Source organism: Microcella sp. (assembly GCF_040286215.1).
Taxonomy (GTDB): domain Bacteria; phylum Actinomycetota; class Actinomycetes; order Actinomycetales; family Microbacteriaceae; genus Microcella.
In genome coordinates, this window is record NZ_JAVKCK010000017.1 from 37,003 (window position 1) to 55,453 (window position 18,451).

The window sequence follows — 18,451 nt, forward strand, 5'->3', positions numbered from 1 at the left end:
TCTACGGGGTGGCACCCTCGAGCCGTGAGATCTCGGCAGCAACCGCATTCTCGTACAGGCTTCGGTCAAACACGATCGAAGAGTCACCGCTGAAGCACTCCTCGAACCACCCACTCGGTGGCGGGGTCACTCGACCGGGCTTCCCGTAGCGCCCAAAGTTGTCACTGTCGTTGTCGATGCCGAAATGATCCCAGGTGACAGTTGCGTCGGTCGCCCTGATTCGGCACGCCAGTACCCATCCGTCGGTGTCGCTGAAACACTGCGAGCAGTAGGCGATTGCGGTACGGCCCGGTTCGAGCGCTGTGAGGGACTGGCCGCCCATGAGCGAGGTCAGCCATGTGACTTGTTCCGCGGGCTCGAACAAACTCGTCAACGGGTATGCGATGTCGAGCTGATCGCTGTGTCGCGTCGCGTACAGGGGAGTGAGGACCTCCTGCAGAAGGCGCCCATCGACGGTAGGAGAGCGGAACGACGAAGGTCCCTCGCCCCACGGCCAGTGCAAGGGGACCTCGTCGAACCCGAGAACGGCGAGAGAGACCGGAGACATGTCGCCAGTATCTCGCGCGTTGCGGCTCATCCCGCCTCTGTTACGCCCCGCCAACGTGACCTGGGAGAATAGACGCACCATGTCAACCGCCACCCTGCGCGCAGCGCCCGCCGCGCCTCCGCTCAGCATCGGCCCGATCCCGCTGAGCGTGCCGGTCGTGCTCGCGCCGATGGCGGGCATCACCAACACGGCGTTCCGTCGACTGTGCCGCGAGTACGGCGCGGGGCTGTATGTGAGCGAGATGATCACGAGCCGCGCCCTGGTGGAACGCACGCCCGAGACCATGCGTCTCATCACGCACCACGAGTCGGAGACGCCGCGCAGCATCCAGCTGTACAGCGTCGACCCGGTGACGGCGGGGGAGGCTGCGCGCTTCCTCGTCGGCGAGGGTCTCACCGACCACATCGATATGAATTTTGGATGCCCGGTGCCGAAGGTCACGCGCAAGGGCGGCGGAGCCGCGCTGCCGTGGAAGCTCGAGCTGTTCCGCTCGATCGTGGAGGCGACGGTGCGGGCCGCCGGGCCGATCCCGGTGACGGTGAAGATGCGCAAGGGCATCGATGCCGACCACCTGACCTATCTGGAGGCGGCGAAGGCGGCCGAGGGCGCGGGTGTCGCCGCTGTCGCCCTGCACGCCCGCACGGCTGCCGACTTCTACAGCGGCACCGCGGACTGGGATGCGATCGGCACGCTCAAGGAGACGATCTCGGGCGTCCCGGTGCTGGGCAACGGCGACATCTGGTCGGCGGAGGACGCCCTGCGCATGGTCGAGCAGTCCGGGTGTGACGGCATCGTGGTGGGGCGCGGCTGCCTGGGTCGGCCGTGGCTGTTCGGCGACCTGGCGGCGGGCTTCCGCGGTGAGCAGCTGCGCATTCGGCCGAGCCTCGGCGAGGTGGCGGACGCGTTCCGCCGTCACGCCGAGCTGCTCGTGGAGTTCTTCGACGACGAGGTCAAGGCGTGCCGCGACATCCGCAAGCATGTCGCCTGGTACTTCAAGGGCTATCCGGTCGGCGGTGAGCTGCGCGCGCGGCTGGCGGCGGTGGAGAGCCTGCAGCAGATCGATGACCTGCTCGGCGAGCTGGACCGCGCGGTGCCGTATCCGGGTTCGGAGGCGGAGGGCCCGCGCGGCCGTGCGGGCTCGCCGAAGCGGCCGGCGCTGCCCGAGAACTGGCTCGTCGACCGGGAGCTCACCGAGGCGCACCGCGCCGCGGTCTCCGCCGCCGAGCTGCACCACAGCGGAGGCTGAGCAGTGGCAGAGGAAGGCCAGACCGCCCTGGCGGGGCACGAGCCGCACCGCACTCGGCCCGCGCTCTCGCCGTACACCGAGCACGACGCCGCACGGCGCCACCCCGAGCACCACACAACGAACCGCGGCCACTTCGCACGGGATCGTGCCCGCGTGCTGCACTCGAGCGCGCTGCGCCGCCTCTCGGCGAAGACGCAGGTGCTGAGCCCCACGGCGGGCGTCGACTTCGCGCGCAATCGCCTCACGCACTCGCTCGAGGTCGCCCAGGTGGGCCGCGAGCTCGCGGTGGCGCTGGGTCTCGACCCTGACGTGGTCGACACTGCCTGCCTCTCCCACGACCTGGGGCATCCGCCGTTCGGGCACAACGGCGAGGGCGCCCTAAACACGTGGGCGGCCGACATCGGCGGCTTCGAGGGCAACGCGCAGACGATGCGGCTGCTGAGCAGGCTCGAGCCGAAGGTGATGGGTCCGGAGGGCGAGAGCTATGGCCTCAACCTCACGCGCGCGAGCCTTGACGCCGCGTGCAAGTATCCGTGGCCGCTCGCCCTGGGCGTCGACGATCCGGGCGGTCGCCGCAAGTTCGGCGTGTATGCCGACGACGCGGCAGCCTTCGAGTGGATGCGAGAAGGCGCGCCAGAGCGCGTGCCCAGCATCGAGGCTCAGGTGATGGATCTCAGCGACGACATCGCGTACTCGGTGCACGACTTCGAGGATGCGATCGTGGGCGGAGTCGTCGACGCAGGCATTCTCGCGAGCCGCGACCATCACGAGGATCTCGTACACGGTGTGCTGCGCTGGATGGGCGATGAGCTCGCCGAGGACGACGTGCGCGCCGCGTTCGCCAGGCTGCAGGGCATCGAGACGTGGGTCACGGAGTGGTCGGGCACGAGAGCCAACCTGGCGCGGCTCAAGAACCTCACGAGCCGGCTCATCGGCCGTTTCGCCCACGAGGCCGTGCACGCCACTCGCGCGGCGCACGCGCAGTCCTCCCTGGCGCGCTACTCGGCGGGGGTCGTCGTGCCCGTCGAGACGCGTGCCGAGATCGGCGTGCTCAAGGGTGTGGTCGGCACTCTTGTCATGGCGAACGATGAGCGCCAGCCGCTCTATGCGCGCCAGCGCCAAGTTCTCACCGATCTCGCAGAGGCCGTCTGGGCGGCGGGCCCTCAGGCCCTGCGCCGCGACTTCCGCGCCGACTTCGCCGAGGCCGCGGATGACACGGCTCGGCGGCGGGTCGTCGTCGACCAGATCGCCTCCCTCACCGACCAGTCGGCGACGACCTGGCACGAGCGGTGGGTGGAGGGGCGCGGGCTGCGCTGATCCGCCTGTGCCGCGCCAACTAGGATCGCCTCTGTGGCAGGCCTGATTCGACGCAGCGACATCGACGAGGTTCGGTCGCGCACGAATCTCGCCGAGATCGTCGGCGACTACGTGACTCTCAAGAGTGCAGGTGTCGGCTCGATGAAGGGGCTGTGCCCTTTCCACGATGAGCGCAGCCCCAGCTTTCACGTGCGCCCGCAGGTGGGCTTCTACCACTGCTTCGGCTGCGGCGAGGGCGGCGACGTCTTCACGTTCCTGCAGAAGATGGACCACGTGACCTTCGCCGAGGCGGTCGAGCGGCTCGCGGGGCGCCTCGGCTACGCGTTGCACTACGAAGAGGGCGGCGCGGTCTCCGATCAGGGCAACCGCAGCCGCATCCTCGCCGCGAACGCGGCCGCGGAGGAGTTCTTCCGCGACCAGTTGAGCTCGCCCGCGGCAGATCCGGCACGCTCCTTCCTCGGCTCCCGAGGGTTCGACCCGGCGGCGGCGGAGCGCTTCTCGGTGGGCTTCGCGCCCGCGAGCTTCGACGCTCTGGGCACGCACCTGCGCGGCCGCGGCTTCACACAGGAGGAGCTGCTCGCGAGCGGACTGCTGGGGCAGGGTGAGCGCAATACCTACGACCGGTTCCGAGGTCGTCTGGTGTGGCCCATCAAGGACACCACGGGGCAGACTCTGGGCTTCGGGGCACGCAAGCTGCTGGAGACCGATCAGGGGCCCAAGTACCTGAACACTCCGGAGACGCCGGTCTACCACAAGTCGCAGGTGCTGTACGGGCTGGATCTCGCGAAGCGCGAGATCGCGCGCGAGAAGCGGGTCGTCGTCGTCGAGGGCTATACCGACGTGATGGCGTGCCATCTCGCGGGCGTCACGACGGCGGTCGCGACGTGCGGTACGGCGTTCGGCGGCGACCACATCACGGTCATCCGCCGCATCATGGGTGACACCGCGAATGCCGACACGACGCAGCTCGGCGATGTGGTCTTCACCTTCGACCCCGACGAGGCGGGGCAGAAGGCGGCGAGCCGCGCGTTCATCGAGGAGCAGCGGTTCGCGGCGCAGACCTACGTCGCCGTCGCTCCGGAGGGCCTCGACCCGTGCGATCTGCGCCTCGAGCGCGGCGATGACGCGGTGCGGCACCTGGTGGCGAACCGCAAGCCCATGTACGAGTTCATGGTGCGCCGACAGCTCGAGCGCTTCGACCTCGAGACGGTCGAGGGGCGCGTCTCGGCACTGCGGGCGGCCGCTCCGATCGTGGCCGACATCCGCGATCAGGCGCTCTCGATCGGCTACGAGCGCTCCGTCGCCGGCTGGATTGGCATCGAGCCGCGCGAGGTGGGGCGTGCTGTGCACGCCGCCCGGCAGCAGGCGGCGCGTGCGCCGCGCAGTGCTGCCCCCGCCAGGCCGCGCGGGGGGGACGGCCGCGGCGGGATCGCGGCGGGCGATGCGGCCGCGGCGGTCGGCGAGTCGGAGGCGCCGACGATCGGCATCGCCCAGCTGCCGTCCGACCCGGTGTCGCGACTCGAGCAGGAGCTGCTCATGGCTCTGCTCCAGCATCCGGGCGAGGTACCGATCGAGACGGCGCGCACCGCGCTGCAGACGACCTTCAGTCAGCCTGCTCTCGCGACGGTGCGGGATGCCCTGCTCGTGGCCCTGGAGCACTACGGCTCCCCTGACTGGGTGCGCCGGGTCTCGGAGGAGGCTCCGAGCGCGTTCGGCCCGCTCGTGACCCAGCTCGCGATCGCGCCTCTACCCATCCGAGACGGGCACGTGGCCACCTACTGCCGCGGCGTCACGGTGTCGCTCATCGAGCGCGACCTCCTGAGGCGCAAGACCGAGCTGCTCGGCGCCCTGCAGCGGATGGACTCGGCGCAGGATCCTGACCGCTATCGCGCCCTCCAGCAGCAAATGGTCGACATCGAGACGGAGCGTCGGCGGGTACGGGGAGACTGACCGCCTCGCGCTCTCGCTAGTCTGGAGCCTCACCGGCCTGCGCGAGGGGAGACGCCGTGCTCGAGGAGCCCACCACGACGATGGTCGAGGGTGCGTCGCGCGCCGAGCCGGTCGATGCTCCCGCGGTGATCGCCGATGATCTGAGCCTGGGCTACGCCGGCGGCCTGCGCCGTGGCGTCAAGGCGGTCTCGGGCGTGAGCCTGCAGATCGCGCCGGGGGAGACCCTCGCCATGATCGGGGAGTCGGGCAGCGGTAAGAGCTCGCTCGCGCGGGCCATAGCGGGGCTCACCTCGCGGACGATCGAGCGAGGTCCGGTGATCACGGGCGGTTCTCTGCAGGTTCTCGGCATCGACGTGCGTCGCTTGCGGCGCAAGGACGACGCCGATCTCGCTCTGCGTGTCGGCTACGTGCCGCAGGACGCGGGTGCGGTGCTCGACCCGCACCTCACCGTCGGCGAGAACGTCTCCCTGCCGCTTTTCGAGCGCGACGACGACCTCGATCGAAAGGTGGCGGGCGGCATCGTGGCCGAGGCCATCGACGCCATGCACTTGACCCTCGCGACGATCCCCAAGTATCCGCACGAGCTCAGCCGCGGCCAGCGCCAGCGCGTCGCGATCGCCCGCGCTCTCGTGCTTGACCCCGAGCTGCTCGTCGCCGACGAGGCGACGTCGGGCGTCGATGCGACGGTGCGGGCGACGATTCTCGGGCACCTCGCCGAAGTGCAGAGGAAGCGCGGCTTCGCGGCCTTCGTGGTGAGCAGCGAGATCGGGGAGGTGCGGCGCCTGTCGACGCGCCTGGCCGTGCTGCACCGGGGTGCGCTCGTCGGCATGGGCCCGATCGACACGGTGCTGCAGGAGGGCACGCATCCCTACGTGCGGCGCCTGGCCGAGCTCGCGCCCGAGCACGCGGGCGGAGCGTCGTCGTGAGCCCGCAGCATCGCGACCCGCTCTCCGGCAGCGGTGCGATCCCGACGACCCGCCCCGATCCGGGGCCGATCGCGATGCTCCCGACCGCTCCGGAGGCGTTCGTGGACGCGGTCGTGGCGGGCGGCGGCGAGGTGGCGGAGGTGGACGCACGAACCCGGGGGCTCGTGTGGCTGAGCGAGAGGCGCGCGGACGAGCTGGCGGCGCTGCTGGCGGCGCATCCCGCCATCGGGTGGGTGCAGCTGCCGTGGGCGGGGGTGGACGCGTTCGCCGAGGTCTTCGCGAGCCTGCCCGACAGGGGTGGTCCGATCTTCACGAGCGCGAAGGGCGCGTACTCCGAGCCGGTCGCCGAGCACGCTGTCGCGCTTGCCCAGGCGGTGCTGCGCGAGTTCGCTCCGAAGGCTCGCCGTGCTCGGTGGGCGGAAGCCCGCACGGGCCTGTCGCTGTACGGACGGCACGTGGTCATCGTCGGCGCGGGCGGCATCGCCCGGGAGGTCATGAGGCTGCTGGAGCCCTACCGCGTCACGATCACTGTCGTGCGCCGCACTGCCGAGCCCCTCGAGGGAGCGCACGAGACGGTGGCGGCGGATGCCCTGCACGACGTCCTCCCGCGTGCCGAGGTGCTCATCCTGGCCGCGGCCTCGACGTTGGCGAGCCGGCACCTCATCGGTGCCCGCGAGCTCGCGCTGCTTCCCGAGGGCGCCGCGCTGATCAACATCGCGCGCGGCCCTCTCGTCGATACCGCCGCGCTCGTAGCGGCTCTCGCGTCGGGCAGGATCGCCGGGGCGGGCCTCGACGTGACCGACCCGGAGCCGCTGCCGGCTGACCACGCGCTGTGGAGCGAGCCGCGCTGCCTCATCACCTCGCACTCGGCGGACACTCCGGAGATGACGGCGCCGCTTCTGGCGCAGCGCATCACGGAGAACGTGCGGGGCTTCCTCGGCGACGGGCGGTTCGTGGGTCTCGTCGACCCGTCAGCCGGCTACTGAGCGTGCGGCAGCACCGGCGCGGTCTGATACCGTAGTGCCCGCTGTTCCTTCACGATCCTCGATAGCTCAATTGGCAGAGCAGCCGGCTGTTAACCGGCAGGTTGTTGGTTCGAGTCCAACTCGGGGAGCCACCCCCTCCCTCTCGTGTGCGCTCACGATCCGCGTCGGATCGCGGGCAGGGTGCGCGAGCGGAGCGCGCCGCGATAGCGTGGCAGAAGCCCCGCCGTCGAGGTGCAGGCAGCGTCGGTGCCCGATTCGGGCCGGAGCGTCAGGAGCGCGTCATGGATGAGTGGATCGCCGCGAACGCGATGTTCCTGGTGCTCATCCTCGGCCCGGCGGCGGTCGTGCTTCTGCTGCTGTCGGTGGTGCTCCTGATCGCCTGGGCGCGTGCGCGCGGCCGCGCCCTCCGCACCGCGTTCGACCGCACGGCGGCCGAGCGGGAGCGCATCGATCTCGAGCTATCCCTGGCGGAGCAGACCGGTCGACTGCGGGTCATTCGCGAGCTGCACGAGCTGTCGGTGCACGCCATCTCGACGGTGATCTCGCGCGCCGACGGCATCCGCTACACCGCGGAGCGGGATCCCGCGGCGGCCGCGCGCGCTGCCGAGGCGATGGCGGAGACGGCGCGGGCGACGCAGGCGGTTCTGCGTCGCGTCATGAGCATCGTGCGCGAAGGGGAGGCGAGCGTGGAGCCGCACCCGCAACTGCGCTCCACACGCGAGCTGTTCGCTGTCATGCGTGATTCGGGTCTCGACGTGGTCTTCGAGGAGCACGGCAAGCGCGTCGACCTCATGCAGGGCGTCGAGCTCGCCATCTACCGCATCCTGCAGGAGGCGCTCGCGAACGCCCTCACCTACGGCGGGGTGGGCACGCAGGCGCGCGTGTCGTTCACCTGGTCGACGGATGGGTTGCAGATCAAGGTCGAGGATGACGGCGCGCGCGCCGCAGCACGCCGCGAGGGCGTCGACCCGAACGACGCGAAGCAGCGCGCGTACACCCTTGACGATGATCTGCGAGCGCTCACCGACGAGGTGACAGGGCAGGGCATCCGCGAGATGCGCTCGCGCGCTGAGCTGTACGGCGGCATTCTGACTGCGGCGCCCGTACCCGGTGTGGGCTTCTCGCTGGCGGTCGTGTTCCCCTCGTTGCGCTCGACGATGACGGCGCCACCCCTCGTGCCCCGGGAGCAGGCATGATGTCGGCCGGATCCGCGTCGGTTCTTCTCGTCGACGATTCGTCGCAGCAGCGCCTTGGCTGGCGGATGATCCTCGAGGCGCAGGACGACATCAGCGTCGTCGGGGAGGCGACGGACGGTGCACGGGCTCTCGCGCTCGCTCGGCGCATGCCGCTCGACGTCGTGGTCATGGATGTGCGGATGCCGCGCGTCGGGGGGCTCACGGCCGCGCAGCGGATCCGCTCTGACGCCCAGGTGCGCCAGCAGGGCGCCCCTCCCGGCATCGTGCTCGTGACCGCTCTCGACCTGGAGGACTTCGTCGGCCCGTCCGCTGAGGCGGGGGCGGAGGCGCTCCTCTACAAGGATGCCGAGCCGGAAACCCTGCTGACCGCGGTGCGCGCCGCCGCGACGGCCCGGAGAGCGCGCGCGTGAGCGACACGGCGGCGCGTCGGGATGCCCGGCGCGCGTCGCTCGCCGTCGGCCTGGCCGTCTCGGCCTACGGGGTGTCGTTCGGCGCGCTCGCGGTGACCGCAGGTCTGGATGTCTGGCAGACGTGCGTGCTGAGCCTCGTGATGTTCTCCGGCGGCTCGCAGTTCGCCGTCATCGGCGTTCTCGCCTCGGGCGGCACGGCGGCGGGCCCGGCGGCCATCGCCGGGGCCACGCTCCTGGGGCTGCGCAACACGCTGTACGCGGTGCGCGTCTCTCCCATTGTCGGCCCCGGCTGGGTCCGGCGACTCGCCGCCGGCCACCTCACGATCGACGAGTCCACCGCTGTCGCGACGGCGCAGCCGACTCCGGAGGGTCAGCGGCTGGGCTTCTGGATGACCGGGCTCATCATCTACATTGGCTGGAACCTGACGACCCTCGCCGGGGCGCTCCTCGGCGACCTGCTGGGCGACGTGAGCCGCTTCGGCCTCGACGCCGCCGCCGCCGCGGCCTTCCTGGGGCTCGTCTGGCCACGGCTGAGCGCACTGCAGCCCGTCGTCGTGGCGGTCGCCGCCGCGGTCGTCACTGTGGTTGCGATCCCGGCGCTACCGCCGGGGCTGCCGGTGCTCGTCGCGGCTCTCGTGGCTCTCATCGTCGGACTGCCCGATCTGTTCGGGCGTCGCCCCGGCACAGAACCTCTGAGTCCGCACGATGCGGCGCTCGACGAGCATGGGCCGCCTGCTCCCGACGCGGGGGAGGCGCACCGATGACGCTCTGGCAGATCATTCTGCTCGCCTCGATCGCGGTACTGGCGCTCAAGCTCGTCGGCTTCCTCGTGCCTCCGCGGGTGCTGGAGACCCCGACGGCAGCGCGTACGGCGAACCTCACGACGGTTGCGCTGCTCTCGGCTCTCATCGTCGTCCAGACGGTGAGCGCGGGGCAGCAGCTCGTGCTCGACGCGCGTCTTCCGGCGCTCGTGATCGCGGCGGGGCTCCTCGCGGTGCGTGCGCCGTTCATCCTCGTCATCGTCGCGGCCGCCGCCTTCGCGGCGCTGCTGCGGATGCTCGGCTGGGCCGCCTGACCAGCCCGCCTCCCCCCGGCGCGGGTGGTGGGCTTGCTCAGTCCTCGAGGTGATCGCGGCCGGGCAGCCAGCTCTGGCCCGGAGAGCCCCAGGACTGCTTCTTGATGGCCTTGAGGGCGGCTTTGGCGTGCGGATGGGTGAGACGATCGACGTAGAGGATTCCCTGCAGATGGTCGTACTCGTGCTGCAGGATGCGGGCGAGCCAGCCGTGCGCCTCGAGCTCGTACCGACGGCCATCGAGATCGGTCGCGCGCAGGAGCGCGCGCTCCGAGCGCCGGAGCGGGAAGCGCTCGCCCGGCACAGAGAGGCATCCCTCGGAGTCCTCCTCGTCATCGGGGTCACCGAGCGGAGGTGGGCTGACGAGCAGCTCGGGGTCGATCGCCGTGCCGGAGTGACGTTCGCCGCTGTCATCGACCCAGTCGTAGACGAAGATGCGCGCATCCACCCCCACCTGGGGTGCCGCAAGCCCCACGCCGGGGGCGGCCTTCATGGTCTCGATCATGTCGGTGACGAGGGCGCGCACCTCGTCCGTGACGGCGCCCACCTCAGCGGCGGGGGAGTGCAGTACCGGCTCGCCGGTGATGCAGAGGGGAAGCACGGCCATACTGCTCAGAATATCGAGTGCGAGGGCGGTAGATTGACCGGGTGCCGCCCGAGCTGAGTGAGTTGACCGAGCAGATCAGCCTCACCCCTTTCCAGGCCATCGGCATCCCGATCGCCCTCATCGGCGCGGTGTTCCTCTCGCTCGGAGCCCAGTTCCAGCACCGCGGGGTCGGCAAGGTCGAGGCGCTGCACGGCGACGGCACCAAGTCTGGCTTGAGCCTGCGGCAGGTCGCGCACCTGCTCGCCCGCCCGTCGTGGGTGCTCGGCTCGCTCATGCTCGCGCTCGCCGTGGTGTTCCAGCTCACCGCGCTCGGCTTCGCCCCGCTCATCGTGGTGCAGCCGCTCGGCGTCGTGGCGCTCGTCATCACCGCCATCGTCAATGCGCGGGTGTCGCGGATCCAGCTCGATCGTCACGCGATCCGCGCGATCGTCCTGTGCGTGGGCGGCGTCGGGGTGTTCGTCACGATCGCCGCCGTGTTCGCGGTCGAGCAGGAGATCACGCAGGCGCAGCTCCTCATCGTCCTCGGCGTGCTCGGTGTCGTCACAGCCGGATTCGGTGTCGCGTTCGCTCTCGTGCGCAGAACCGCGACGGCGATGTTCTACATCGTCGGGGCCGGAGTGCTCTACGGCTTCGTGGCCACCCTCGCGAAGGTCGTCCTGAACCGCGTCCTCAACGGCAACCTGGACTGGTTGACGGTCGTCGCCGTGGTCGCTCTCCTCGCGTCGGCTGTGCTTGGCGGCTACTTCGTGCAGACCGCGTACTCGGTGGGCTCGCCCGATCTCGTGATCGCGGGCCTCACGGTCGTCGACCCACTCGTCGCGGTGCTCATCGGCGTGACGGTGCTCGGCGAGGCGTCCCTGATCCCTCCGATCGCCGCCATCGTCGCCGTCGTCGTCGGGGTGGTCGCGATCTTCGGCGTCATCCAGCTGGCCAAGCATCACCCGCAGACGCACCGCTGAACTCTCCTGTCCGTGCGCTGTCCTGCGATAGCGTAGGTCGACGGTCCTCTCGCGACCGCGGCGCCGGCGATGGCGTCCGCCGATCACCCCAAGGAACCTCATCGACGTGCCTGACGTACCGCTCTCCGGCGGGGCGCCCTCCCGCCCGCTCCGCGTCCTCATCGGTGGCGACACCTTCACGCCCGACGTCAACGGTGCCGCCAAGTTCGCCGAAAGGCTCGCTGCGGGCCTCGTGGAGCGCGGTCACGAGGTGCACGTGGTGGCACCGGCCGCCGAGTCCGGCCCCAACTCGACCGCGGTCGAGGTGCACGAGGGCCAGCCCATGACGGTGCATCGTCTGCGCTCCTGGCGCTGGTACCCGCACCCGTGGCTGCGCTACGCGCTGCCGTGGCGCATCGAGCAGAACGCCTCGCGACTTCTCGACGAGGTGAAGCCCGACGTCGTGCACTTCCAGTCGCACATCGTCGTCGGCCGCGGCCTCGCCCGCGAAGCCGTCAAGCGCGGTATACGCCTCATCGGCACCAACCACTTCATGCCGGAGAACGGCCTGCAGTTCACGCCGTTCATCGGTCCCCTGCGCGAGCCCGCGATCCGCGCTGCGTGGAACGCGGCGGCCCGCACCTTCGGGCTCGCCGAGGCTGTGACGACGCCGACGCGCAAGGCGGCCGACTACATCGAGCGCTACACGCACCTGACGGGCGTCTACCCGATCAGCTGCGGTCTGCACATCGACCACTACACGCCGAACCTCGCACCGCGCACCGAGAACGTCGTGCTGTTCCTCGGACGCGTCGAGTCAGAGAAGCACATCGACGAACTGCTCAGGGCCGCGGCCATGCTCGATCCCGAGCTCGACGTGAAGGTCGAGATCATCGGAGACGGCGAGCAGCGCCCCGCTCTCGAGCGTCTCGCGGCGCAGCTCGGAATCTCCCATCGCGTGCACTTCGCCGGCCATGCGCCCGAGTCGTACCTCACGCAACAACTGACGCGGGCATCCGTCTTCGCGATGCCGTCGCGGGCCGAGCTGCAGTCGATCGCGACGATGGAGGCGATGGCCTCCGGTCTGCCGATCGTCGGCGCGAACGCGATGGCGCTTCCGCACCTCATCCACGATGGGGAGAACGGATTCCTCTACGAGCCCGGCGACGTGCCGGGATTCGCCGCGCTGCTCACGCGCGTTCTCACCATGCCCCACGACGAGCTGCTGGCCCTCAAGCGCGAGAGCCTCTCGATTGTCGCCGATCACGACATCAACCGCACGCTGGACACGTTCGAGGCGCTCTACCGGGGCGAGCATGTTCCGGCACCGGTCACGAGCGACGCGGGCGACCACGATGACGAGCCGTCGCGCGGCTGACGCCGCGTGCGAGCTCGTGCTCGATAGAGTGTGAGCGGCCCGCTCGTCGGGTCTCGGGGCGGTAGCTCAGCTGGTTAGAGCAGTGGACTCATAATCCATCGGTCACGGGTTCAAGTCCCGTCCGCCCTACTCCATCTTCGGGCGAGCCCTCGCCGGTCATGAGCCAGAGCTTGTTGACCTGAGTGCGGAGCACGATGCGGTTGACGACCTCGATGTAGTTGCGGGGCATCGAGCCCGTCTCCCAGTTGCCCCAGGAGTTCTGCGTGAGGTTGCACTCGACGGCAGCTTCTTTGAGGTTCCATCCCATGCGCCAGCGCACGAGCGCGAGGCGCGCGCCGAATGTGGCGACATCGGGAATCCAGTTGCTTGCTGGCTGTTCTGTGGTCATGACCCAGAGCATATGACATGCCGTGCATTTCGCGCAATATCTAAGAACATGTGTATTTCACCTTGACGAGTGCGAATCGCGCATGTCATGATCTGGGCCATGACCCAAGAAGATGTGACAATCACAACTCACGACGTGGCGACCATCGCCCGCGTCGATTCGTCCACGGTACGTCGATGGGTCAAGGCTGGCCTGCTCAAGCCTTCCGCGGTGACGCCGGGCGGGCAGTACAGGTTTCGCCGCTCGGACGTTGAGAAGTTGCTCACTCCTGCGAGTTCGGCGTCATGAGCACCGCGGCCTCAGCTCCTGCGCTCATCGATTCGCATGGCGAGAGTCAGAACCGCCTTCCACAGCCACAGCCGGTGAATCGCTCCCGCACGTTCGGGAGCATCAGCGGCGTCGGTGGCAGCGCGATTCTGCATACCGAGTACCTCATGGGTGACGCGCAACTCCACACCTTCGGGGACCGCGACCTCAAGGTCGGGCTCGTAGGCGTCCATCGGGTCGTCGCTCGTCACGTCGAACTTCATGTCTCGCACGCGCCGCCGCCTGCCTGCCATGAGAGCGAGAGTACCGCCGCACTCCAAGCCGCGTAGCGGCGACACGACAACTTCACACAGACCGAATCATCCAATGAAGGGCACATCATGACGGTTCGCACCATCAACCACGAGACCATCCGAGAGGGTCAGCAGGCCTGGCTCGAAGCCGAGTATGACGCTCGCGCGGCCTACGCCGATCTGCGACTCGAAACCCTCGACCGCATCGGGCCTCAGGTCACCGACGCCGACCGGTTCGACGCCGCGTATGCGATCTGGGACGACTACATCGACGGTCGCCGTCACGACGACCTGTTCGAGCCACTGTCGACCGCACGGCTCTCAGAGCAGGCAGGCATCTTGACGCGCATCTCCCGCTACCTGCCGAGCCACGAGCTGGTCTCGCTGGCTGAGGCGGCGTGGGGAGAGGCGACGTTCGAGGTCTTCACCCGGCAGATGGGCAGCGGCGCACTCACGGGCAAGCTCGGCTGGTATCGCGGCGCGACGCTCATGATCGTCAGCGCCAGCGACGGCCCGGTCGGCCGCGAGAAGGTCGCGCTCACGATCTGGAAGCAGCGATGCGGCCACGTCGTGACCGAGGTACGACCGCGCGGCGGTCGCCTCCTCGCTCTGCACCCGGTGTTCGGGCGGGCGAGCTGATGGGCGCGGCGAGGATGAGCCTCGAGTCGATGCTGTACCCGGTGTCGCTGATCGCTGAGACGGCGGGGAGCGCGCCGCTCGCAGACGGCTTCTGGTACTCGGGCGACGACATCGCGGTCGCCACGCGCTTCCCGATGAGTTCGACGGCGACCCGAGCTGTTGGCCGGTTCTCACCGGACGGCCCGGAGGGCTACCGTGCGGAGACCGCGCCGGATGCTCCGCTGCGCGGGACCCGCGCCGCGGCCCGCGCCGACGAGCGCGCGCACCGCGAGACGAACAGCGCCGCCCGCACCGAGCGGCTGCGCCGCGCGAGTCGCGACGAGAAGCGCATCGCCCGCGCCGAGCGGTACGCAGCTCGCCGCGACGCCGAGACGCAGTACGACCTCGGCTCGACCGTTCGCGTGGTCGCCTCGTGAGCACCCTCGTGCTCGACGGCGTGAGCCCGCGATCGCGCACGGCCGATCCCGTCACGTCGGTCGACGCCGGCCGGGACGCGCAGCTCACGGCATCGCAGGGGGAAGTGCTCTCGATGTTTCACGCGCGACCGATCGACGGTTTCGCCGATCACGAGCTTGTGGAGTGGGCCGAGTACAGCGGGTCGCGATACACGCCTCAGCGAATCCGCTCGGCACGCGCCGAGCTCGCCGAGAAGGGTCTGCTCGAGCACGGCGAGGGCGACTACCGGAAGACGCCGACCGGGAAGAACGCGCGCGTGTGGACGCTCGCGAGCAAGGAGGACTGAGACATGGCAGTGAAGCTGTCCGGCCGTCTGCCGGAAGCCGACCGGAGCGGGCTCGACCTGCTCCAAGGCGAGCTGGTCCGTCACCCCGAGGCGAGGCATCTCGTCGTCGCGGTCATCGACTGCGCGCGCACGACAGTGGATCACGGCGACAACGGCGACACCTACACGCCGACAGCGGGCGTCATCTTCATCGAACCCGTGCAGGACCAGGAAGACATCGAAGCGGTGCTCGAGGTCATGGGCCGCGTCCGCGCCGAGCGGGTCGACGGCGGCACTCTCGACTTCGACTTCGGCGTCGGCGACCCGCTCGCGACGACGTTCCGCCGAGAGGGCGAGGCGGACGATGCGTAGCGGAGTGGTCGAGGTCATCATCGAGCCCGATATCAGCGGCTTCATGCGCGCAGTCGATGTCACAACGCGCAGAGCAGAAAGTCACGTCGCCGCGCTCGTGGAGCGCAAGGCGCACGGCGACCCGACCCTCGGCGGCGACGGGCTCCGCGTCGCGATCGACGCCGACTGCCCGCACTGCGGTTGGCCCGAGCGATTCTTCGAGACCCGCTCGCGCCGTTTCGGCTGCATCAAGTGTGCGTACACGTCTGACGAGAGGAACGCCTGATCATGAAGACCGAGACCCTGCCGCCCCTCGTATCCGTTACCGAGGATGAAGCCACGGAGCAGGAGTGGCTGGATGCCCGTGCGGGCCGCGTCACCGCCTCCGAGGTCCACTCGATCGCGGTCGGAGGCCGCTCGACGTGGCTCCGCATCCTGGAGTCGAAGCTCAACGGGTCGAAGTTCTTCGGCACCGCGAGCACCCGCCGCGGCAAGCACCGCGAGGCCTTCCTCATCGACTACATCAGCCAGTTCATCGACCCGACGATGGAGCCCAACGGGCGGCTGTTCGTCCGCGCTGAGAACGGCCGACACGGCGCGACGCCGGACGGCATCGGCGCGACCGCGGGCGCGGAGGTCAAGAGTCTCGACTTCGGCGCGAATCAGAGCGAGCCGCCCGAGGGTCACTACGACCAGTGCCAGTTCGGCATGTACGTGACCGGGCGTCCGCGCTGGCTCTACCTCTGGGAGGTCATGGGCGAGGACGGCGAGCCGACGCTGGACGATCCGCAGTACGTGTGGATCGAGCGCGACGAGCGCCGCATCGAGCGGCTCGTGAGCGAGGCCGACAAGTTCCTCGAGTGGTGGGACGCCGGAGCGCCCGAGACCGACGACCTCGACCCCGAGCTGGACGACGCGCTAGCCCTGTTCGCCGACGCCCGCTCGCGGAAGAACGACGCCGCGGCGGACGAGAAGGCCGCGGAGCAGCGCATCCGGGTGCACATCGCGGCGACCGAGGGTGCGGAAGAGAACGGACTCAAGCTCGCCGGCCGGGCCGCGCAGCTCGTCTACACGGTGTCCGAGAAGCAGGCGCTCGACGCCGAAGCATGGGCCGAGGCCGAGCCCGAGTCGTTCGCTGGTCACGCCGACCTGCTCGAGCGAGCTGCGGACGCCACGAAGGCGGCGACGGCGATCTACCACAAGACGGTCCGTTCAACGCGGCTCGCGATCACCCCGACCAAGGAGAAGAAGGCATGACGACGGAGACCACTCTCGAGGAGGTCCAGCAGACCCTCGCCGAGTACGAGCGCATCGCGATTGGCACGGGCGAGTGGAACGGCACCGACGCGCCGGAGTTCAGCGACAACGGCATGGCGTGGACGAGCGCGTGGCTCCCGTCCGAGGACAACGAGCACCCGGCGCTCTGCCGTGCGACGGTCTACCGCAAGGGCGTGGATCACCCCGTGGTCGTGATCGTCCGATGGGACGAGGCGTTCCCCGCCGACGACGACTGGCGGGCTCTGTGGGGGCGGAAGCCGATCGCACTGTTCGGCGCGTTCGCGATCCGCGCCGCGCTACGCCGCGCGTTCCGCGACGTGATCGGTGAGCGACGCGAGCCCGACGAGAAGCTGACCGTCGACCCGCCCCGCGCGGCGTCGACCGAGCGCGACTGGTTCGCCGACCTCGCCGCCGCCGAGACGCCAGCGGCGGTCGGCCTGCTCCACACCGAGGCCAAGAAGGCGCGAGCTGTGACCGTCGAACTCGAGCGCGCAATCCGCCACCGCATCCGCGAGCTGCGCGAGAGCGGCCCCGAGGCCGCGATCATGCCGACGCCGAAGCTCGCGCAGGGCGGCATCGTGGGACCGCAGCCGGAGCGGTCTGTGCAGGCCGCGTCGCCGCGCCCGGTCCCGAAGCCGCCGAAGGTGCGCCTCGAGGAGACGGTGCGCCGCCCCAAGGGCGCTCGTCGCCCGCAGAAGCAGAAGCCGCGTGGCCCTCGTGGCTGACATGGAGTACGCCGAGCAGATCGAGGGCGAGTTCGCCGACCTCTACCGGGAGCTGAGCAAGGCGACCCTGCCCGAGGGTGGCGACGCCACGCTCAGCGGCATCGCCCGTCGCCTGTTCGCGGCCGGAGTCCGCGCGAGCGACATCGACGGCACCGAGAGTGCGCCCGAGCAGCAGCCGGTCAAGGACTATGCGGACAACATTGCCGAGCGCATCGTGGCCCAGTGGCAGACCTCGCTGAACGATCAGCGCACCGTCGCCGAGATGGTCGCCTCCGGCGTCCGTGAGGGCTACTCCCTCGGTATGGGCGTCTCGTGACCGAGACGAACCCGATCACGGGCGAGGTCACCGAGGACATCGGCATGGAGTTGGTGCCCCTCAACCTCGCCGCATTGTCGGAGGACGAGCTGCTCGAGATGTTCCCGACGCCGATGCAGGCGATGGGCGCGCTCATCCACGCGCGCAGCGCGAACGCCCGAGCACCGCACGCCCTGAACGCCTACCGGGCGAAGCTGCGCACGGCCGAGAACGCGATGCGGGTGACGCTCGCGAAGGTCGTCCGCGACCTGGCCGAGGAGTACCCGCGCGCGAATATGACCGAGCGGCGGATGCTCGCCCACGCTGATGAGCGAATGATCGCCGCGCAGGACGCTCTCGACACGGCGTGGCTGCTCTACGAGTTCGCCCGCGACTACGCGAAGGCGATCGCGCAGGACATCGAAGTGTTGCGGTCGATCAACGCCAACCTGCGGCCGGAGCACCGATGAGCGCCGCGAAGCTTGCCGTCCGTCTCGAGCGCGCGCAGGCGCACCTGGACGCCGTGCGGAGCTACCACGCGAAGGTCGACAAGCTCGTCGCGGCGCGCACGCCGGACGACCCGGGCATGGTGTCCGGCGTCCGCCGCACGCCGAGCGCGAGCGCGGACGCCCGCGCCGACGCGCTCCTCGCCCGCTACGCCCGCAGCCTGGACCGCCTCAGCGCGGCCGAGCGGACCGTCGAGGCGATCACCAAGCAGCTCGACGCAGCTCGCGCCGAGGAGGGCCGCGTGCCCTTCACGCGCGACCAGATCGTCGGCGCTGACGCCGTGAAGACGAGCACCGGGTGGCGCACCGTTCGCAAGGTGAACCGCACCACGGTGTCGGTCGATACCGGCTTCTCGTGGACCGACCGAATCCCGTTCGACAAGGTGCTCGGCACCTACCGTCAAGGAGACTGACC

At 69.9% G+C, this 18,451-nt stretch carries 25 protein-coding genes and 2 tRNA genes; 24 read left to right on the forward strand and 3 right to left on the reverse strand.

The window, feature by feature from the left end:
- Position 1: 1 nt before the first annotated feature.
- Entirely contained in the window at positions 2-577 is a 576-nt protein-coding gene (locus RJQ01_RS07860) for a hypothetical protein (protein WP_350476189.1), read from the reverse strand.
- A gap of 49 nt (positions 578-626) precedes the next feature.
- Between RJQ01_RS07860 and dusB the strand changes: the two genes are divergently transcribed.
- The 10 genes from dusB to RJQ01_RS07910 all read left to right on the forward strand — a co-directional run bounded on the left by dusB (position 627) and on the right by RJQ01_RS07910 (position 9,653).
- Entirely contained in the window at positions 627-1,793 is a 1,167-nt protein-coding gene (gene dusB, locus RJQ01_RS07865; RefSeq protein WP_350476190.1) for a tRNA dihydrouridine synthase DusB, read from the forward strand.
- 27 nt (positions 1,794-1,820) lie between these two features.
- A complete protein-coding gene (locus tag RJQ01_RS07870) occupies positions 1,821-3,110 on the forward strand; it encodes a deoxyguanosinetriphosphate triphosphohydrolase (protein WP_350476468.1) in 1,290 nt (429 codons plus the stop codon).
- 33 nt (positions 3,111-3,143) lie between these two features.
- Entirely contained in the window at positions 3,144-5,060 is a 1,917-nt protein-coding gene (gene dnaG / locus RJQ01_RS07875) for a DNA primase (RefSeq protein WP_350476191.1), read from the forward strand.
- A 56-nt stretch (positions 5,061-5,116) separates the two neighbouring features.
- Entirely contained in the window at positions 5,117-5,986 is an 870-nt protein-coding gene (locus RJQ01_RS07880; RefSeq protein ID WP_350476192.1) for an ATP-binding cassette domain-containing protein, read from the forward strand.
- Positions 5,983-6,972, forward strand: coding sequence for an NAD(P)-dependent oxidoreductase (locus RJQ01_RS07885; RefSeq protein WP_350476193.1), 990 nt, complete (start codon positions 5,983-5,985; stop codon positions 6,970-6,972). The genes RJQ01_RS07880 and RJQ01_RS07885 overlap by 4 nt, the downstream gene beginning before the upstream one ends.
- A gap of 55 nt (positions 6,973-7,027) precedes the next feature.
- Positions 7,028-7,103 (forward strand) — tRNA-Asn (locus RJQ01_RS07890).
- Between the two features lie 150 nt (positions 7,104-7,253).
- Complete coding sequence (locus tag RJQ01_RS07895; protein WP_350476194.1) at positions 7,254-8,168, forward strand: sensor histidine kinase; 915 nt, start codon at positions 7,254-7,256, stop codon at positions 8,166-8,168.
- On the forward strand, positions 8,168-8,578 hold the full coding sequence (locus tag RJQ01_RS07900) for a response regulator (RefSeq protein ID WP_350476195.1): 411 nt from the start codon (positions 8,168-8,170) through the stop codon (positions 8,576-8,578). The genes RJQ01_RS07895 and RJQ01_RS07900 overlap by 1 nt, the downstream gene beginning before the upstream one ends.
- Positions 8,575-9,342, forward strand: coding sequence for an AzlC family ABC transporter permease (locus RJQ01_RS07905; protein ID WP_350476196.1), 768 nt, complete (start codon positions 8,575-8,577; stop codon positions 9,340-9,342). Before RJQ01_RS07900 ends, RJQ01_RS07905 begins: the two co-directional genes overlap by 4 nt.
- Positions 9,339-9,653, forward strand: coding sequence for an AzlD domain-containing protein (locus tag RJQ01_RS07910; protein ID WP_350476197.1), 315 nt, complete (start codon positions 9,339-9,341; stop codon positions 9,651-9,653). The genes RJQ01_RS07905 and RJQ01_RS07910 overlap by 4 nt, the downstream gene beginning before the upstream one ends.
- A 37-nt stretch (positions 9,654-9,690) precedes the next feature.
- Here the strand turns inward: RJQ01_RS07910 and def are convergent, their stop codons facing one another.
- Entirely contained in the window at positions 9,691-10,257 is a 567-nt protein-coding gene (gene def / locus RJQ01_RS07915) for a peptide deformylase (RefSeq protein ID WP_350476198.1), read from the reverse strand.
- 41 nt (positions 10,258-10,298) lie between these two features.
- On the opposite strand from def, the gene RJQ01_RS07920 reads away from it, so the two are divergent.
- From RJQ01_RS07920 to RJQ01_RS07935, 4 genes are all read left to right on the forward strand, one after another.
- A complete protein-coding gene (locus RJQ01_RS07920) occupies positions 10,299-11,216 on the forward strand; it encodes a DMT family transporter (protein ID WP_350476199.1) in 918 nt (305 codons plus the stop codon).
- Between the two features lie 106 nt (positions 11,217-11,322).
- On the forward strand, positions 11,323-12,573 hold the full coding sequence (locus RJQ01_RS07925; protein ID WP_350476200.1) for a glycosyltransferase: 1,251 nt from the start codon (positions 11,323-11,325) through the stop codon (positions 12,571-12,573).
- Positions 12,574-12,628: 55 nt separating this feature from the next.
- Positions 12,629-12,702, forward strand: a tRNA-Ile gene (locus tag RJQ01_RS07930).
- Positions 12,703-13,060: 358 nt separating this feature from the next.
- Positions 13,061-13,249, forward strand: a complete 189-nt coding sequence (locus RJQ01_RS07935; protein ID WP_350476201.1) for a helix-turn-helix domain-containing protein — start codon at positions 13,061-13,063, stop codon at positions 13,247-13,249.
- 11 nt (positions 13,250-13,260) lie between these two features.
- Here the strand turns inward: RJQ01_RS07935 and RJQ01_RS07940 are convergent, their stop codons facing one another.
- Positions 13,261-13,521 (reverse strand): hypothetical protein, encoded by a 261-nt coding sequence (locus RJQ01_RS07940; RefSeq protein ID WP_350476202.1) that lies wholly within the window; start codon positions 13,519-13,521, stop codon positions 13,261-13,263.
- A gap of 87 nt (positions 13,522-13,608) precedes the next feature.
- On the opposite strand from RJQ01_RS07940, the gene RJQ01_RS07945 reads away from it, so the two are divergent.
- From RJQ01_RS07945 to RJQ01_RS07990, 10 genes are read left to right on the forward strand one after another with little or no spacing between them, the layout of a single operon-like run.
- The gene (locus RJQ01_RS07945; RefSeq protein ID WP_350476203.1) at positions 13,609-14,160 is read left to right on the forward strand and encodes a hypothetical protein; all 552 of its coding nucleotides are present in this window, start codon (positions 13,609-13,611) and stop codon (positions 14,158-14,160) included.
- A 14-nt stretch (positions 14,161-14,174) separates the two neighbouring features.
- The gene (locus tag RJQ01_RS07950; protein ID WP_350476204.1) at positions 14,175-14,576 is read left to right on the forward strand and encodes a hypothetical protein; all 402 of its coding nucleotides are present in this window, start codon (positions 14,175-14,177) and stop codon (positions 14,574-14,576) included.
- A complete protein-coding gene (locus RJQ01_RS07955) occupies positions 14,573-14,902 on the forward strand; it encodes a hypothetical protein (protein WP_350476205.1) in 330 nt (109 codons plus the stop codon). The genes RJQ01_RS07950 and RJQ01_RS07955 overlap by 4 nt, the downstream gene beginning before the upstream one ends.
- Before the next feature lie 3 nt (positions 14,903-14,905).
- Positions 14,906-15,253, forward strand: coding sequence for a hypothetical protein (locus RJQ01_RS07960; protein ID WP_350476206.1), 348 nt, complete (start codon positions 14,906-14,908; stop codon positions 15,251-15,253).
- Entirely contained in the window at positions 15,246-15,518 is a 273-nt protein-coding gene (locus tag RJQ01_RS07965; protein WP_350476207.1) for a hypothetical protein, read from the forward strand. Before RJQ01_RS07960 ends, RJQ01_RS07965 begins: the two co-directional genes overlap by 8 nt.
- Before the next feature lie 2 nt (positions 15,519-15,520).
- Positions 15,521-16,489 carry a YqaJ viral recombinase family protein gene (locus RJQ01_RS07970; RefSeq protein ID WP_350476208.1) on the forward strand — a complete coding sequence of 323 codons (969 nt, stop codon included), beginning with the start codon at positions 15,521-15,523 and terminating at the stop codon, positions 16,487-16,489.
- Positions 16,486-17,235 (forward strand): hypothetical protein, encoded by a 750-nt coding sequence (locus RJQ01_RS07975; RefSeq protein WP_350476209.1) that lies wholly within the window; start codon positions 16,486-16,488, stop codon positions 17,233-17,235. The genes RJQ01_RS07970 and RJQ01_RS07975 overlap by 4 nt, the downstream gene beginning before the upstream one ends.
- Entirely contained in the window at positions 17,219-17,551 is a 333-nt protein-coding gene (locus RJQ01_RS07980; RefSeq protein WP_350476210.1) for a hypothetical protein, read from the forward strand. Before RJQ01_RS07975 ends, RJQ01_RS07980 begins: the two co-directional genes overlap by 17 nt.
- On the forward strand, positions 17,548-18,000 hold the full coding sequence (locus tag RJQ01_RS07985) for a hypothetical protein (RefSeq protein ID WP_210416759.1): 453 nt from the start codon (positions 17,548-17,550) through the stop codon (positions 17,998-18,000). Before RJQ01_RS07980 ends, RJQ01_RS07985 begins: the two co-directional genes overlap by 4 nt.
- Positions 17,997-18,449 carry a hypothetical protein gene (locus tag RJQ01_RS07990; protein ID WP_350476211.1) on the forward strand — a complete coding sequence of 151 codons (453 nt, stop codon included), beginning with the start codon at positions 17,997-17,999 and terminating at the stop codon, positions 18,447-18,449. Before RJQ01_RS07985 ends, RJQ01_RS07990 begins: the two co-directional genes overlap by 4 nt.
- The last annotated feature ends 2 nt before the right edge of the window (positions 18,450-18,451 follow it).